The 15,270-nt window shown below is 69.7% G+C and carries 16 protein-coding genes; 9 read left to right on the top strand and 7 right to left on the bottom strand.

Going from position 1 to position 15,270, the window contains the following annotated elements; all coding sequences use genetic code 11:
• Positions 1-19: 19 nt before the first annotated feature.
• From efeB to efeU, 3 genes are read right to left on the bottom strand one after another with little or no spacing between them, the layout of a single operon-like run.
• Positions 20-1,279, bottom strand: coding sequence for an iron uptake transporter deferrochelatase/peroxidase subunit (efeB, locus tag DMP23_RS39875; RefSeq protein ID WP_238604224.1), 1,260 nt, complete (start codon positions 1,277-1,279; stop codon positions 20-22).
• On the bottom strand, positions 1,276-2,427 hold the full coding sequence (gene efeO, locus DMP23_RS39880; protein ID WP_134667512.1) for an iron uptake system protein EfeO: 1,152 nt from the start codon (positions 2,425-2,427) through the stop codon (positions 1,276-1,278). The genes efeB and efeO overlap by 4 nt, the downstream gene beginning before the upstream one ends.
• Before the next feature lie 2 nt (positions 2,428-2,429).
• Positions 2,430-3,281, bottom strand: coding sequence for an iron uptake transporter permease EfeU (efeU, locus tag DMP23_RS39885; RefSeq protein WP_037820241.1), 852 nt, complete (start codon positions 3,279-3,281; stop codon positions 2,430-2,432).
• A 268-nt stretch (positions 3,282-3,549) separates the two neighbouring features.
• Here efeU and DMP23_RS39890 point away from each other — a divergent pair, with 268 nt between their 5' ends.
• Positions 3,550-4,350, top strand: coding sequence for a murein transglycosylase (locus DMP23_RS39890; RefSeq protein ID WP_337824063.1), 801 nt, complete (start codon positions 3,550-3,552; stop codon positions 4,348-4,350).
• 386 nt (positions 4,351-4,736) lie between these two features.
• On the opposite strand, the gene DMP23_RS39895 is transcribed toward DMP23_RS39890, so the two are convergent.
• Entirely contained in the window at positions 4,737-4,919 is a 183-nt protein-coding gene (locus tag DMP23_RS39895) for a hypothetical protein (RefSeq protein ID WP_037820244.1), read from the bottom strand.
• 206 nt (positions 4,920-5,125) lie between these two features.
• Positions 5,126-5,530, bottom strand: a complete 405-nt coding sequence (locus DMP23_RS39900) for a tetratricopeptide repeat protein (protein ID WP_037820246.1) — start codon at positions 5,528-5,530, stop codon at positions 5,126-5,128.
• A 70-nt stretch (positions 5,531-5,600) separates the two neighbouring features.
• On the opposite strand from DMP23_RS39900, the gene DMP23_RS39905 reads away from it, so the two are divergent.
• The 7 genes from DMP23_RS39905 to DMP23_RS39935 all read left to right on the top strand — a co-directional run bounded on the left by DMP23_RS39905 (position 5,601) and on the right by DMP23_RS39935 (position 12,488).
• A complete protein-coding gene (locus tag DMP23_RS39905; RefSeq protein ID WP_037820310.1) occupies positions 5,601-6,092 on the top strand; it encodes a VOC family protein in 492 nt (163 codons plus the stop codon).
• A 115-nt stretch (positions 6,093-6,207) separates the two neighbouring features.
• On the top strand, positions 6,208-7,494 hold the full coding sequence (gene eno, locus DMP23_RS39910; RefSeq protein WP_037820247.1) for a phosphopyruvate hydratase: 1,287 nt from the start codon (positions 6,208-6,210) through the stop codon (positions 7,492-7,494).
• Between the two features lie 193 nt (positions 7,495-7,687).
• On the top strand, positions 7,688-8,053 hold the full coding sequence (locus tag DMP23_RS39915) for a septum formation initiator family protein (protein WP_078870811.1): 366 nt from the start codon (positions 7,688-7,690) through the stop codon (positions 8,051-8,053).
• Positions 8,054-8,878: 825 nt separating this feature from the next.
• Positions 8,879-9,400 carry a DUF501 domain-containing protein gene (locus tag DMP23_RS39920; RefSeq protein ID WP_199818177.1) on the top strand — a complete coding sequence of 174 codons (522 nt, stop codon included), beginning with the start codon at positions 8,879-8,881 and terminating at the stop codon, positions 9,398-9,400.
• Positions 9,401-9,767: 367 nt separating this feature from the next.
• Complete coding sequence (locus DMP23_RS39925) at positions 9,768-11,546, top strand: lytic transglycosylase domain-containing protein (protein WP_337824064.1); 1,779 nt, start codon at positions 9,768-9,770, stop codon at positions 11,544-11,546.
• Positions 11,547-11,594: 48 nt separating this feature from the next.
• Positions 11,595-11,705, top strand: a complete 111-nt coding sequence (locus DMP23_RS39930) for a LysR family transcriptional regulator (protein WP_337824065.1) — start codon at positions 11,595-11,597, stop codon at positions 11,703-11,705.
• A gap of 21 nt (positions 11,706-11,726) precedes the next feature.
• Positions 11,727-12,488: a LysR family transcriptional regulator substrate-binding protein gene (locus DMP23_RS39935; RefSeq protein ID WP_337824066.1), complete on the top strand. Its 762-nt coding sequence runs from the start codon at positions 11,727-11,729 to the stop codon at positions 12,486-12,488.
• A 4-nt stretch (positions 12,489-12,492) separates the two neighbouring features.
• Here the strand turns inward: DMP23_RS39935 and DMP23_RS39940 are convergent, their stop codons facing one another.
• Positions 12,493-13,227, bottom strand: coding sequence for an SDR family oxidoreductase (locus DMP23_RS39940; protein ID WP_337824067.1), 735 nt, complete (start codon positions 13,225-13,227; stop codon positions 12,493-12,495).
• Positions 13,224-13,961: an oxidoreductase gene (locus tag DMP23_RS39945; RefSeq protein ID WP_337824068.1), complete on the bottom strand. Its 738-nt coding sequence runs from the start codon at positions 13,959-13,961 to the stop codon at positions 13,224-13,226. Before DMP23_RS39945 ends, DMP23_RS39940 begins: the two co-directional genes overlap by 4 nt.
• Positions 13,962-14,140: 179 nt before the next feature.
• On the opposite strand from DMP23_RS39945, the gene DMP23_RS39950 reads away from it, so the two are divergent.
• Positions 14,141-15,094: a Ppx/GppA phosphatase family protein gene (locus DMP23_RS39950; RefSeq protein WP_037820259.1), complete on the top strand. Its 954-nt coding sequence runs from the start codon at positions 14,141-14,143 to the stop codon at positions 15,092-15,094.
• Positions 15,095-15,270: the final 176 nt, after the last annotated feature.

A 15,270-nucleotide genomic window follows, 5' to 3' on the forward strand; every position in this document is an offset into this window, starting at 1 on the left:
GCGGGGAGGTTTGTACTGGTCAGGCGAAGAGCCCGTCACCCCAGTTGCTGGTCGGGGTGAGGCCCGGCGGGATCGCGAAGTGCGCGGAACCGGTGTGCTGCAGGTACTCCATCATCGCGTCCTTCGACGACAGCACCTGCTGCATCGGGACGTACTGCGTGCGGGTGTCCCGGTTGAACGCGAGGAAGAACAGCCCCGCCTCGAGGTGCCCGACTCCGTCGGAGCCGTCGACGAAGTTGTAGCCGCGGCGCAGGATCTGCACGCCCTTGCGGGTCTGGCGCGAGGCCAGCCGGATGTGCGCGTCCTCGGCGATCAACGGGGTCCCGCCCGCGCCGCCGACCTGCAGATCGACCTGGTCGAACTCGCCGGTCTGCCCGAGCGGGGCACCGCTTCCCTTGGTGCGCCCGACAATCTGCTCCTGCCCGGCGAGCGTTTCGCGGTCCCAGGTTTCGATGTGCATCCGGATCCGGCGGGCGACGAGGTACGTGCCGCCCGCCATCCACGCCTGTCCGTCGCCGGCCTGCGCCCACACCTGGTCGCGGAGCACGTCGGTGTCCTCGGCCTTGATGTTGTTGGTGCCGTCCTTGAAACCGAACAGGTTGCGCGGCGTCTGCTGCGAGCGCGAGGTCGACGAACTGCGGCCGAACCCGAGCTGCGACCAGCGCACCTCGGTGACGCCGAAGCCCAGCCGCACCAGGTTGCGCACCGCGTGCACCGCCACCTGCGGATCGTTCGCGCAGGCCTGGATGCACAGGTCGCCGCCGCTGCGGGCCGGGTCGAGCTTGTCCTTCGGGAACGCGGGCAGGTCGATCAGCTGCGGCGGGCGTTTCGCGGCGAGGCCGAACCGGTCGTCGAAGAGCGAGGGGCCGAACCCGATCGTCAGCGTCAGGTCGGAGGCGGGCAGGTCGAGCGCCTCGCCGGTGTCGTCCGGCGGGGCCTGCGCGGACCCGCCGAGCGCGCCGTTCGGGCCGACGTCCTGGCCCGCGGTCATCCGCCGTGCCGCGGCCGTCCAGGTGCGCAGCAGTTCGCGGAGCTTCTTGACGTCCTTGGTGGTCACGTCGAGCGCGGCGAAGTGCAGGTTCTGCTGCGTCGGCGTGTCGATCCCGGCCTGGTGCTCGCCGTGAAAGTCCACAGTGGACGTCGCGGCCGCGGCAGGGGTGTCGCCGCCGAGCCGGTCGAAGCCCACGCCGGCCGCGGCGCCCGCGCCCGCCAGCGCGACCCCGGCACCGGCGAGCCCGAACAGCTTCCGGCGGGAAACCTGCGTTCCCTCCTCGGTCACTTCGACACGACCTCCGCGACCTTGCTGAGCGGCTCGCTCAGCGCGTCGACCGCCGAGGCGAACGCCTTGATCTGGTCCTGGGAGAGTTCGTTGTAGTACTTGAAACCGTCCCCGGAACGGGTCTTGTCCAGCAGCCCCTGCACGTTCGCGAACTCCTTGTCCAAAGTGGACACCAGGGCCGCGTCGCGCTCCTGGATGATCGGCCGCAGCGCGGCGATCGCGCCCTTGGAACCGTCGAGGTTGGCCTGGAAGTCCCACAGGTCGGTGTGCGAGAAGGTCTCCTCCTCGCCGGTGATCTTGCCGGTGGCGACCTCGTCCATCAGGCCCTTCGCGCCGTTCGCCAGGTCCAGCACGCTCAGCTGCAGCGTCTTCGCCTTGGCGACCAGCGCCTTCACGTCGGTGAGCAGCTTGTCCGCGATCTGCGGGCTGTCCGGCTTCAGCCCGGTGCTCCACAGGTCTTTCTCCAGCCGGTGGAAGCCGGTGAACTGCTGGCCGGGTTCGAGGTCGGCCTCGCGCGCGTCGACGGCCGGGTCGAGGTCGCCGAACTTCTCCGCGACCGGCTCGATCCGCTCGTAGAACACGCGGGTGCGCGCGTACTCGGCCTTCGCCTCGTCGACCTTGCCCGCCTTGACCGCGGCGACGAACTTGGCCGTTTCGGTCTCCAGCGCCGAGCTGTTGTTCTCGACGTAGGTCGCGTAGCTCTTGGTGGCAGCGGCCTTCTGCGCGCTGGCGCTGTTCTGGCTCTGCGCGCCGCCGGTGACGGTGAAGTCGCCGCGGATGCCGTTGCCGACCATGCCCGGCTTGCACGCCGTCTGGTACTTGCCCGCGTCCGGGACCTCGACGATGAGCCGCCGGTTCAGCCCCGGCGCGATGTTCTCGACCTCGCCCATGATCCGGTCGCCCTCGGCGTAGAGGTAGAACTCGGTGACCTTGCTGCCCTTGTTGGCGATCTCGAAGGTCAGGTTGCCCGCGGCAGCGGTCGTCGCCGACACCGAACAGGCGGTGTCGGACGCCTCGACCTTGATCGGCCCGCCCGCGGCCGCGCCGGAGGGACCGGACGCGGAGTTCGTGCTGTCGCAGGCGGTCAGCGCGACGAGGGCGCCGAGGCCGGTGAGCACAGCCGTCGAGGTTTTGCGGAACTGGGGCACGATCACTCCTTGGCGGCGGCCGGGGCGGCCGGAGCCGCCTCGGTCTTGTTCTTGCGGGCAGGCTTGAGGAACAGCGGCAGCACGATCGCCACGTAGGCGACCCACGCGATCGCTTGCAGCACAGTGGTTTGCTGCGAATAGTTGAAGATCCCCTTGAGCAGCGCGCCGTACCAGGAGGTTTCCGGCAGCGTGCTCGACGCGTCGAAGGCGAGCGTGGTCAGCCCGGGGATGAACCCGGCTTCCTGCAGGTCGTGCAGGCCGTAGCCGAGGACGCCGGCGGCGACGAACACCAGCAGCACGCCGGTGATGGTGAAGAACTTCGCCAGGTTGAACCGCACCGCGCCGCGGTAGAGCAGGTAGGCGAGCACGACCGCGGCGGCGATCCCGATCACGAACCCGATCAGCGGCTGCAGGGTGTCGGACTGCGCGGTCTGCACGGCCGAGTAGAAGAACACGGCGGTTTCGAGCCCCTCGCGACCCACCGCGAGGAACGACAGCAGCAGCACCGCCGCCGGACCGACCTTGAGCGCGTCCTCCATCTTGCCGCGCAACTCGGCCGCGATGTGCCGGGAAGCCTTGCGCATCCAGAAGATCATCGCGGTGACGAAGACGACCGCGACGATGGAAAGACTTCCGCCGAGCAGTTCCTGATGCTCGAAACTCAGCTGCGCGGTGCTGTAGGTGAGGATCGCGCCGACACCGACCGACAGCAGTACGGCCGCGCCGACGCCCGGCCACACGAACCGCAGCGCGTGCCGTCGTTCGGTCTTCACCAGGAAAGCGACCAGGATGCTGACCACAAGCGCGGCTTCGAGGCCTTCGCGCAGCCCGATGAGCGCGCTGGAAAACACCACTGTTCAGCCCTCCTTCGACTACCTGACCTGATGTTTTTAGGTAAGGCTTGCCTGTAAGTCCAGAGGGAAGTTCGCTGAGTGGGTCCGGCAAAATGCGCAAAACGGCGTTCTGGCGGGAGTTAGGTTAGGGTAACCGCAGGTCAGAGCGTCGCCGACAGGTCACGTAACGAATTGTGTGACCTGGGCGGCTCAAGCGGGGAGTTAACCATCCGCTTGCCATTCGCCCAGTCCAGCGTCCCCCGCGCGGGTTCATCAGTAACCTGTCCGAGTGGCCGATACCACTCAGCCGACTATTACGCCGTCTCCGGCGGTTCCGCCGCGCCGCTACCCGAGCCGGATCGCGTTCGCGCTGGGTCTGGTCCTGACCGGGGTCGTGCTGGTGGTGACCATCGGGATCCGCAACCCGAACCCGCCCGCCCCTCCCGCCGCGGCCGCTCCGCCGCCGGTGGCGACCAAGGCGGAACCGCGCCCGCAACCCGGCTCCGAAGCCCCGCGAGTCGGCTTGGCCGCGCCGCCGGACCGCCCGCTCGTGTCCGACCAAGCGGAACTGGACGCGTGGGCGACCCGGGTCGCAGGAAAGACGCGACTGGACGCGCGGGTGCTCGCTGCGTACGGCCGGGCGGAAATGTGGATGCAGCGGCAGAAACCGTCGTGCCACCTGTCGTGGGCGACGCTCGCGGCGATCGGAAATCTGGCCTTCGGAGCGGAGAAACCCGGCCCGGACGGCACGTTGACGGTGAACCCCGGTCCCGCGGAAGGCCCGGACACCGACACCGGAAAACTCGACGGCGACCGCACCGCCGACCACCGCGTCGGCCCGCTGCGGATCATGCCTGCCGCCTGGCACAAACACGCCCAGCGAGCGAACGGCGACGGCAAAGCCGCGGACCCCCGCAACCTCGACGACGCGGCGTTCACTGCCGCCCGCTACCTCTGCTCCGGCGACGACGACCTGGGTGCGCCAGCGGGCTGGTGGAAAGCGATGCTGCTCTACAACCCGGCGGTCAACTACGTGCAGGACGTCTTCACCGCGGCGGACTCGTATGCGGCCGAGAGCGTGGCGCCCTGAGCTGCCTGCGTCGGTCGGCGGAGGCTTGTTTCACTTCGGCCGGTTCCCTGTGCGGCGGCGAGTGTGGAGCGTTGAGCTGGCTGGGTGGGTCGGCGGAGGCTTGTTCGCTTCGGCCGGTTCCCTGTGCGGCGGCGAATGTGGTGCCCTGAGCTGGCTGGGTCGGTAGCGGTTCGGCCAGCCTGCCTCGATTCGGCACGGGCCGTCTGGCTGGCCGTCGCTGATCGGCGGCCGAAGCAGCTCGCCCGTGGCCTGTCTGCGCGCGGCACTCCGTGCTGGCACGCTTAGCGGTCGAGCGTGCCCTGCCTCCGGGCCCGTCGCGTGCTTCCTCAGAACAATCCGGTCCCGGCGAACGGCCGAAACCGGGGCCTGCTCGGCAAAATCGGCAGTTAGTGCGTCGACAGAGCGGCGCTCACTCGCACCGGTTTCTGCGGCAGAGCCTCGGCGCGCACGGGCTGCTTGCGCGGCTGGACCGGGTGGCGTTCGTTGAATTCCACGAGCGCCGGCGCCAGCGCCATCAGCACCAGCACGAGCAGCCCGGCGGTCGCTCCGATCACGGTCAGCGCGGTCATGTCGGCCTCCTCTAATCGCTCTCTGTGATGACACCAAGGATCGTGCTTCGCCCGGTCTGCCCGGATCGGCCGACTGGCCGAGCCGGGTCGCCGGATGGCCAGGCTTCCCCGCTGCCCTGTTCACTTCAGAAGACGCGCCGGGGCCGTGCTGGATCCGGTGGTTGCACGCGAGTGCCTCCGCGGGTGCACGTTCGGGACACGCGGGCTCAGCGGTCGCTCAGCGTGATCCTCGCCCTGACCTCGCTGATCGCCTCGAGATACTCCGGCACCGGGTTCATCGCCGACGCCATCCGCAGTTGTGCGAGCGCCTCGGCCAAACGGCCGAGGCGCTGGAGGGTGCGGCCGAGCACGAACCGGGCGTAGTGATCGGTGGGGTCCAGTTCCAGGACGCGGGTGAAGGCGCGTTCGGCGCGGCGCAGCTGGGCGGAGTGGAAGTACGCGCGCCCGGCGAGCAGTTGCACGCTCGGCTTGTCTGGCTCGTCGGCGAGCAGGGGTTCCAGCTCTTTGAGCGCGTCGAGCGGGCGTCGCCGCGCGACCAGATGCTCGGCGTTGCGGAACCTGCGGAAGCGCGATTCGCCGTCGGGTTCGGGGGCTGCTGCGGCGTCCGTCATGGTCGCTTCACGATACCGGCGCGGAGGGCGTTGCACGACCGTCAGACGAGTCGTGATGGACTGTTCCGCCATGAGCAGCGATCAGGAACCCGATTACGTGGGACTGGCGCCGTACCTCTACTACAGCGATGCGACCGCCGCGCTCGCGTGGCTGACCAGGGTGTTCGGCTTCACCGAGGAAGTCCGCTTCGAGGACGGGTCCGGCGAGGTTTTCCAGGCGACGCTGCGCGCCGGCGACGCGCGTCTGCAGCTGGCCGGGGTCGGTCCCGAATACTGGGAGGCCAAGGGCGTCGAGGGGCCGGTCGGGCAGTTGAACGTCGTGTACGTGACCGACGTCGACGCGCAGCACGAGCGCGTGTCCGCGGCGCTCGGCGAGGACGCCGCGCCGGAACCGCCCCAGGACCAGCCTTACGGCGCGCGGATCTTCACCGTGGCCGATCCGGGCGGCAACAGCTGGACGTTCTGGCAGCAGGTGACCGATCAGGTCGAGCTGCCGTCGGGGTGGCGCGAGGTCCGGCCGGAGGACCAGGAGGCCGAGGAGACCGGCGAAGTGCCCGGCTGAGCTGGAGAACACGCAGCGGAACGGCCCCGCACCGGCCTGGCCTCCAACGGGTGAACCCGCTTGGCGGTTACTCTGGGCGGCGTCACCGCAGGCACGACCCACCAAGGAGCAGAGCGTGGCTCTCATCGAGCAGGTAGGCGCGCGCGAGATTCTCGATTCGCGCGGGAACCCGACCGTCGAGGTGGAGGTGGCGCTCGACGACGGCACGCTGGCCCGAGCGGCGGTGCCGTCCGGGGCGTCGACCGGCGAGCACGAAGCGGTCGAACTGCGCGACGGGGACACCGGCCGCTACAACGGCAAGGGCGTGGAGCGCGCGGTCGCCGCGGTGCTCGACGAGATCGGCCCGGACCTGGTCGGCGTCGACGCGGTCGACCAGCGGATCGTCGACCAGAAGCTGGTGGACCTCGACGGCACGCCCGCGAAGTCGCGGCTGGGCGCGAACGCGATCCTCGGCGTTTCGCTCGCCGTCGCGAAGGCCGCCTCGGAATCGTCCGAACTGGAGCTGTTCCGCTACCTCGGCGGGCCGAACGCGCACGTGCTGCCGGTGCCGATGCTGAACATCCTCAACGGCGGTGCACACGCCGACACCGACGTCGACATCCAGGAATTCATGATCGCGCCGATCGGCGCGGAGTCGTTCCGCGAGGCGCTGCGCTGGGGCACCGAGGTGTACCACGCGCTGAAGGGCGTGCTGAAGAGCCGCGGCCTGGCCACCGGCCTCGGCGACGAGGGCGGTTTCGCGCCGAGCCTCTCCAACAACCGCGAGGCGCTCGACCTGATCCTCGCCGCGATCGAGAAGGCCGGCTACGCGCCGGGCCGTGACGTCGCGCTCGCGCTGGACGTCGCCGCGACCGAGTTCTACTCCGACGGCGCCTACACCTTCGAGGGTTCGAAGCGCAGCGCGGAGCAGATGTCCGCGTACTACGGCGAACTGCTGCGCGACTACCCGCTGGTGTCCATCGAGGACCCGCTGAGCGAGGACGACTGGGACGGCTGGGTCCAGCTGACCTCCGAGATCGGCGACAAGGTCCAGCTCGTCGGCGACGACCTGTTCGTCACCAACCCGGACCGGCTCGAGGAGGGCATCACCCGCCGCGCGGCGAACGCGCTGCTGGTGAAGGTCAACCAGATCGGCACGCTGTCGGAGACGCTGGACGCGGTGTCGCTGGCCACGTCGTACGGCTACAAGTCGATGATGAGCCACCGGTCCGGCGAGACCGAGGACACCTTCATCGCCGACCTCGCGGTCGCGACCGGCGTCGGCCAGATCAAGACCGGCGCCCCGGCCCGCGGCGAGCGGATCGCGAAGTACAACCAGCTCCTGCGCATCGAGGAAACCCTCGCGGACGCCGCGCGCTACGCCGGCGACCTCGCCTTCCCGCGGTTCAGCGCGGAGGCCTGAGGGGCACATGGCCGACCGGGGGAGGGCGCGCAGCCGCCGCGGCGGCCGGGCAGCGGGAAGCGGGTCCAGCAGGGCCCGCCGTCCCGCGTCGGCCCGGCGCCGCACCGGCGCGGGCACGACGGAGACGACCAGGGCCCGGCTGCGCCGCGGCCTGGCGGCGAAACGCGCCTCCGGTGCGGCCAAAGTGCTCGGCATGTCCACCACCCGGCGCGCCGCCGTGGTGGCGATCGTGGTGTGCGCACTGGCGTTCACCGTCGCGGTCCCGTTGCGCACCTACCTCTCCCAGCGCTCCGAGGTCCGAGACCAGGAAGCGCAACTCGCCCAGCTCCAGCACGAGGTCGCTCAGCTGCGCGACCGCAAAGCCCAGCTGAGCGACCCGGCCCAGATCGAGGCGGAAGCCCGCCGCCGGCTCCGGTACGTGAAACCAGGCGAGACCCCGTGGATGGTCCAGCTGCCCGAGGACCAGCCCGGTTCGCCGACGGCTGCCCAGCCTGGGCAGCAGCCCGCTCCGCAGGCGCCTTGGTACGAGAACCTGTGGGCGCAGGTTTCCGGGGGTTGAGGTGCCTGGCCGGGTGCGGTTCTTGCACGCGGTGCTTGCTGGCGGTTGGTTGAGGCTGCTGATCGGCTGACGTTGGCGGCTGGGCGGGCCTTCCTGGCTAGGTGAGGTTGGTGGGAGGGCTTCACTGGCTGGGTGAGGTTGAAGGCTGGGCGGGCCTCACTGGCCTGGCGTGGTCGTTGACCGGGCTGGACCGTTGACGGGGGCGTTTTCGGCCAGGTGCAGGACGACTTCCGCGCCTTCCGGATGCTTGATCGCTGTCGCGGTGGGTTGAGGCTTGGGCGTGATTGCTGGCGTGGCGTGATCACTGTCGGGGCGAGCCGAGGCTTCGATGTGATCGCCGCCAGCGCGCGATGGCCGCCGGGCCGAGTTGAGCTGGGCGTGCTCGCTGATCAGGCGCGGGTCGCTGGCTGGCGAGCTTCTTGGCCCGGCGGATTGCCGACTGAGTCAGGCGGATCGTCGGCTGGGTGAGATCGCTGGGCAGAGAGCTCGCCGGTTGCGGTTCCTGGTCGGGCGGATAGCCAGTCAGCTCTCGGGGCTTGGGCGGTTGGGTCCTTAGGCACGCTCCTCACGGTCGTGGGTGTCGGTCATTCTCGAGGCGCAGATCTGCGCGGTGCTTGAGGCTTTGATCTTCGATCGGCGTTTCTGATTCTCCTTTTCTCTTCGATGGCTTGATTTCGTGGCGAAGCTTCGACTGCCTTCCACGCTAACCACATCGGAAGGGCGGCGGAGGGCGGTGCGGCGAGTTGTCCACACGGTGTGCCGGTTGTGGACAACTCGGCCGTTTCGGCGGAGGTCGCGAGGGGGTGGTCGGACAGCGGCATTAGCCTGGAGAGCGTGAACAGCAGCACGGAGACACCCCGATTCGAGCCCGTCACCGATGCCGACCGGGAGGTCATCGCGCAGCAGCTTGGACGCCCGCCGCGGGCTTTGCGGGCGGTGGCCGCGCGGTGTCCCAGCGGGCATCCTTCGGTGGTCCAGACCAGTCCGCGGTTGGAGAACGGGACGCCGTTCCCGACGTTGTACTACTTGACCTGCCCTCGGTTGACGTCGATGGTGGGCACGCTGGAAGCGTCCGGCGTGATGAAGGAGATGACCGAACGGCTCACCACCGACCCGGAACTCGCGGCGACCTACCAGCGCACGCACGAGACGTACCTCGCTGAGCGGGATGCCATCGAGTCGCTCGGCACGCAGGTGACCGCGGGCGGGATGCCCGGGCGGGTGAAATGCCTGCACGTCCACCTCGCGCACACGCTCGCGGCCGGACCCGGGGTGAACCCGTTCGGCGACGAGACCCTCGCCTGGGTCCGCGAACAGGGCTGGCCGACGGGCGACTGCGCCGGGTAACGCTCCGGTCTCGGGCGCGGATAGGCACAGCAGAGGCCGGCGCCCGCCTGGGTGGGAATGCTTCGCGGCGCGCACCGGAGCTTCACACCGAGCAGGCGAGCCCGAGTGCACCGCCGGGCGGGCCGGGGAGGGGCGGAAAGTGCGGGTGCCACGCAGATCTCGGCGATCGGTGCGCACTGAGGGGTCTTCTGCTGCAGCGAGTCGGGCCGAGCCGGTCGCGGACGGTGGGGGCGGGCCGATCGCGCACGTAGCGGACGGGCCGATCGAGGAGGGTGCGGGCGAGCCGGCCGCGGACGGGGCGGGCGAGCGGGTTGCCGGTAGCGCGGGTGAGCGGGTTGCCGACGGTGCGGCGGCTGCTGGTGCTGAGGTGGCTGGTGATGAAGTCGGTCTCGCCGAATCGGTTGGCGGCGGTGTTGATGATGGCGAGGCAGTTGGCGGGAGAAGCCTCGATGACGAGGCGGCTGGTCGCGAATTGGCTGGCGCGGGCGGCGGCGAGGTAGCGGCGGAATCAGCAGTTGACGCTGCGGGCGGTGGCGACGCTACGAGCGGAGCGGTTGCCGACGGTGCGGGCATCGGTGGCGAGGCGACTGACGGAGCGATTGCCGACGGCGTGGATGGCGCTGGCGGTGAGGTCGCGGGTGGAGCGGTTGCCGAGAGTGCGGGCAATGGCGGCGACGTGGCGGTTGCCGACGATACAGGTGACGTGGGCAGCGGCGCTGAAATAGCTGGTGAAGCGGGTGGCAGTGCTGCAGGTGGCGAGAGCAGCGACGGCGAGGTGGCTGCTGGAGCTGTCGACGCGGGCAACGGCGGTGAACTAGCTGGCGAAGCGGTTGCCGCCGATGCAAGGGGTGACCGCAGCGACGGTGACGTCGCGGATGAAGCAATCGCCGATGCGGCGGATGGCGAAAGCAGCACTGAACTAACCGCCGAAGAAACCGCAGAAGCGGCAGCCGCTCAGGCGAACCCGGCCCGAACCAAAAGAACCCCACCCCTCATCGGGCCCCCGCCGGAGAAGGCGCGGTTGATCGGCCGAGCCAGGATCCGGGCTCGGCGGGGGCGTTATCGCGCTCGGCGGGTGGCGTCGCGGCATCGCACGGCGGTCGCGGTACTCACCGGGCTGCTGGGAGTTCTTCCGGCCACCGTCGGAGCGGGCGTGGTCGTAGGCTGGGTCGGGCGGATGCTCGTCGTGCACTCGGCGGACGTTATGCCTGATCAGGGGTACGACCCAGGCATTCGCGGCGTAGCCGTCGACGGGCGGTTGCCTGACGCGCCTGCACCGGTTCCACTGCCTGCGTATGACCTTCCGGACGGGCCGCTCGGGATTCCGGCTACTGCGCTTGCTGCGTATCGGCATGCGGGGGACGTCTTGGGGAAAGAGCAGCCAGCGTGTCATATCGACTGGGCGCTCGTCGCGAGTATCGGGCGGATCGAGTCGGATCACGCGCGTGGTGGGTACGTCGACGCCGCTGGGACCACGCTTCAGCCGATTCTTGGGCCGCAGCTCAATGGTACGGGGCCGTTCGCGGCGATTCCCGATACCGATCATGGCGTTCTCGACCAGGACCCGGTGTGGGATCGCGCGGTGGGGCCGTTCCAGTTCATCCCCGCGACCTGGCGGACCTACGCGGCGGACGGCAACGGGGACGGCAAAGCCGACCCGGGCAATCTCTTCGACTCCTCGCTCGCGGCGGCACGTTATCTCTGCTCCGGCGGGCTCGACCTGGCCAATCCGGATCAGCTCAGGACCGCGATCTACCGCTACAACAACTCCGACGCCTACGTCACCACGGTCATTCTCTGGGCCGAGGCTTACCGCAAGGGGGTCGAGCAGGTGCCGGACAGTCCGGTTCCGGCTACGGCCAGTTCCGCGCCGCCTGCGAGTCCGGGGGAGCGGCCGAGGACTACCGACTTGCCGCCGGTTGCGACGGGGGGTCCGTCGGTGACGCCTACTGGGTTGCCGCCGCAGAACAGTCCGAGCGGGACGCCTCCGGGCAGTACGTCCGGTGCGCCGAGCACCGACTCCAGCACTCCGACCTGCGGATCCAGTACCTCGACCACGCCAACCTCGACACCGCCGTCGACGACTTCGACCTGTACCTCGTCGTCGAACGGCAATCCGTCGAGCAGTGCCACGGCTCCTGGCTGACAAACAGGTAGCCTCGATGACAAACCTCGCCACACCGCAGGGGAGACGATGAGTCTTCGTCAGTTCGAGTACGCCTTGGCGGTCGCCGAGGCGGGGTCGGTGACCGCTGCGGCTGAAGTGCTGCACGTCGCTCAGCCGTCCGTTTCGCAGCAGATTTGAGGGCTCGAGCGGGAACTCGGCGTGCAGCTCTTCTCCCGTACGCCCACCGGGCTCGTGCCCACCGTCGTCGGGCGGGCGTTTCTCCGGGACGCGGAGGTCGCGGTGCGGGCCGCGCGGCGGGCGCAGGCTACCGCGCGGGCGGGGGCGGACGAGTTGGCCGGCGAGTTGCTCGTTTCGGCGCAGATGGGGTTGGGGACTCGGCAGTTGCCGGGGGCGCTGGCCGCGTTGCGGCGGAAGTATCCGCGGCTGGCCGTGACCGTTTTCGAGGAGCCGAATCCGGCTGAGCTGGAGCAGCTTGCCCGGCGCGGGGTGCTGGATCTCGCGTTGCTCGGCTCGGCGTGCGACGAGGGCCTGTACGAGGGGCACCACCTCGGCGACGAGGAGTTCGTGGTGGTCCTCGGCGCCAGCCACCGGTTGCTCAAGAAGGACCGGATCGCGTTGCGGGAGCTGGAAGAAGAGCAGTGGATCAGGTTCGACCCGGCCAGCGCGCTCGAAGGCTTCCTGACCGAAGTGTTGCGCGACAACGGGTTGAAGCCGACCGCGGTCGCGCGGGTGTCGCAGACCTCGACGGCGGTGCGGTGGGCCGCGCACGGGCTGGGAGTGACGCTCGTTCCGGCGTCGGCGGTGCCCGAAGGGCATGAGCACCTCGTCCGGCCGGTGTTTCCGGTCGTGTCCCAGCCCGTCGTCGCGGCGGTCCGGCCTGGAGCGGGGCCCGCGGAGATGGCGTTGCTCGAGTTTCTGCGGCAGGAAACCTGGTATCAGCCGGTGTCTCCGGCCGCCTGAAAGCTCAGAGCTGCGTGTCGCCGCCGTCCACGACCAGTTCGATGCCGGTGGTGAAGGTGGCGTCGAAGGCCAGGAACGCGACGGCGCGGGCGATCTCTTCGGGGGTGCCCAGCCGTTTCATCGGGTTCGCGGCGGCTCGCGCGGCCTTGAACTGCGCGGCTTCCTCGGCCGACATCCCGGCTTCCAGGATCTCGGTGTCGATGGGACCGGGGCTGATCGCGTTGACCCGGATGCCGCGTGGGAGCAGTTCGGCGGCGAGCGTGCGGGCCATCGAACGCAACGCCGCCTTGCCTGCCGAGTAGACGCTCGTTTCCGGCAAGCCCATGACGTTCGCCGTCGAGGTGGTCAGCACGACGCCCGCTCCCGAGCGCAGCAGCGGCGCGAGCTTCTGCACGGTGAAGTACGCGCCTTTGACGTTCACCGCGAAGTCCGCATCGAACTGCTCCTCGGTGACCGACGTGAACGGTGCCGTCCGGGCCATCCCGGCGTTGACGAACAGCGCGTCGACCGGGCCGGGCACCTGGGCGGCCAGCGCGTCGAGATCGGAGAGCAACGCCACATCGCCGCGGACGGCCAGCGCGTCCTCGCCGAGTTGAGCCAAAGCCGCGTCGAGGCGGGATTGGGAACGGCCGGTGATGATTACCCGCGCTCCGCCGTCGGCGAACAATTTCGCGGTGGCGAAACCCATTCCGGTGCTGCCGCCGGTAATGACCGCGGTTTTGCCCTGATAAGCATTCATCGCGGGTATTCGCCTCCGTCGACGGCCAGTCCGCTTCCGGTCAGCCAGTTCGCCTGGTCGGACAGCAGGAACAGCACCGCGTTGGCGATGTCGTCGGGTTCGCCGTCGCGGCCCAGCGGGACGTCGGGGAGAGCGAAGCCGGGCGACTGGCTTGCCCACTGCTCGCGCGTCGCCACACCGCCGGGAGTGGCGGTCCGGCCGGGGGACACGGTGTTGACGCGGACGCCGGACGGGGCCAGCTCGGCGGCCAGGCCCTGGCTGTAGGCCTCCAGCGCCGTTTTCGCCGCCACGTAGTGCAGGAACGGCGGGAACGGCGGACGGATCGCGGCGGTGGAGACGTGCACGATCGCGCCCGATCGGCGGTCGCGCATGCCCGGGGCCAGCAGCGCGTCCAGACGGACCGCGGCCAGCAGGTTGACCGACAGCGCGTCCTGCCATTCGTCGTCGGGGATCGCCAGCGCGCCGGGGTGCGGACGCGCGCCGCCCGCGTTGTGGACCAGCAGGTCGACGCCGCCGAGGACCTCCTGGGCAGCGGTGGCGACCGTCTGGGCGCCGGCCTGCGTGCGGACGTCGGCTTCGATGAAGGACGCGCCTTCCGGCACCGGACCCGCCGACCGGGCGGTGGTGAGCACGGTCGCGCCCGCGGCCAGCAATTGCGCCACGATCGCCGCGCCGATTCCACGGGAACCGCCGGTGACTACCGCGCGCTTTCCCGCAATCCCGTAATCGGGCATGCCACTAAACCTCTCGATAAAAGAAGAAGAAAACCGCCGTGAAGAGAAATGCGGCGAACACGTCAACCGTACGGCCGGAAAAGCGGGAAAGGCAAAGACCAAATGTCGGCGAGGGGGCATAGGGCCCGCCTATGCCCGTCGCGCCTGCGAAGCGCCGGAGACCAAGTAAGGTCGGGGACATGCCTCGGGTAGCTGCGATCGACTGTGGGACCAACTCCATCCGTCTGCTCGTCGCCGAGTTGACGCCGCGCCACGACGGCACGGTCGACCTGCGCGACCTGCACCGCGAGATGCGCATCGTGCGGCTCGGCCAGGGCGTCGACGCCACCGGCAGGCTCGCGCCGGAAGCGCTCGAACGCACCCGCGCCGCGCTCGCGGACTACACCGTCGCCGCGCGGCGCAAGGGCGTCGAGAAGGTGCGCATGGTCGCCACCTCCGCGACCCGCGACGCGAGCAACCGCGACGAGTTCTTCGCGATGACCCGCGAAACGCTCGGCGTCGAGGCCGAGGTGATCAGCGGCGACGAGGAAGCCCGGCTGTCCTTCACCGGCGCGGTCGGCGAGCAGGACCCGGACGACGGGCCGTTCGTGGTCGTCGACGTCGGCGGCGGCTCCACCGAACTGGTCCTCGGCACCTGGAACGGCCGCGAGGCCGAGGTGATCGCCGCGAAATCCGTCGACATCGGCTGCGTCCGGATCACCGAGCGCGCGCTGAAGGGCGACCCGCCGACCGCCGACGAGATCGCCGCTGCCCGCGAATTGGCCCGCGGCATCCTCGCCGAGGCGTTCGACGTCGTGGACGTCGCGAAGGCCCGCACGTGGATCGGCGTCGCCGGCACCGTGACCACGTTGTCAGCGGTTTCGCTCGGCCTGCCCGAGTACGACTCCGAGCGCGTGCACCTGTCGAAGCTGTCGCACAGCGAGATCGACCAGCTCGCCGGACAGCTGCTCGCGGCCGACCGCGCGACCCGTGCCGAGAACCCGGTGATCCACCCCGGCCGGGTCGACGTGATCGGCGGCGGCGCGGTCGTCGTCCAGGTGCTCGCGGAGGAACTCGCCGCGCGCGGTGGTCCGGACCAGCTGGTGGTCAGCGAGCACGACATCCTGGACGGCATCGCTTTGTCGCTCGCCTGAACGCTCCGCAACACCGGGGTCACCAGCCGCGCGCACCCGTACCAAAACCACCGAAAGTCATCAAGCGCAGTTAGTTGTGAGCTGACCGGGTGATGAACGGTGTTGTTATTCAGGTGCAACCCGGTGATCCGGTTACGAAGCGCTGATCCAGCTAGCCTCCATCTCGCTATTCGGAC

This window comes from Amycolatopsis sp. A1MSW2902 (assembly GCF_017312175.1).
In the GTDB taxonomy this organism is placed as follows: domain Bacteria; phylum Actinomycetota; class Actinomycetes; order Mycobacteriales; family Pseudonocardiaceae; genus Amycolatopsis; species Amycolatopsis nivea.

What these genes read in the sequence shown, in the direction of transcription:
- DMP23_RS39895 (WP_037820244.1), bottom strand. Translation starts at nt 4,919, where the DNA reads ATGACCGCGCTGACCGTGATCGGAGCGACCGCCGGGCTGCTCGTGCTG.
- DMP23_RS39900 (WP_037820246.1), bottom strand. Translation starts at nt 5,530, where the DNA reads ATGACGGACGCCGCAGCAGCCCCCGAACCCGACGGCGAATCGCGCTTC.
- DMP23_RS39905 (WP_037820310.1), top strand. Translation starts at nt 5,601, where the DNA reads ATGAGCAGCGATCAGGAACCCGATTACGTGGGACTGGCGCCGTACCTC.
- DMP23_RS39915 (WP_078870811.1), top strand. Translation starts at nt 7,688, where the DNA reads ATGTCCACCACCCGGCGCGCCGCCGTGGTGGCGATCGTGGTGTGCGCA.
- DMP23_RS39930 (WP_337824065.1), top strand. Translation starts at nt 11,595, where the DNA reads ATGAGTCTTCGTCAGTTCGAGTACGCCTTGGCGGTCGCCGAGGCGGGG.
- DMP23_RS39940 (WP_337824067.1), bottom strand. Translation starts at nt 13,227, where the DNA reads ATGAATGCTTATCAGGGCAAAACCGCGGTCATTACCGGCGGCAGCACC.
- DMP23_RS39945 (WP_337824068.1), bottom strand. Translation starts at nt 13,961, where the DNA reads ATGCCCGATTACGGGATTGCGGGAAAGCGCGCGGTAGTCACCGGCGGT.
- DMP23_RS39950 (WP_037820259.1), top strand. Translation starts at nt 14,141, where the DNA reads ATGCCTCGGGTAGCTGCGATCGACTGTGGGACCAACTCCATCCGTCTG.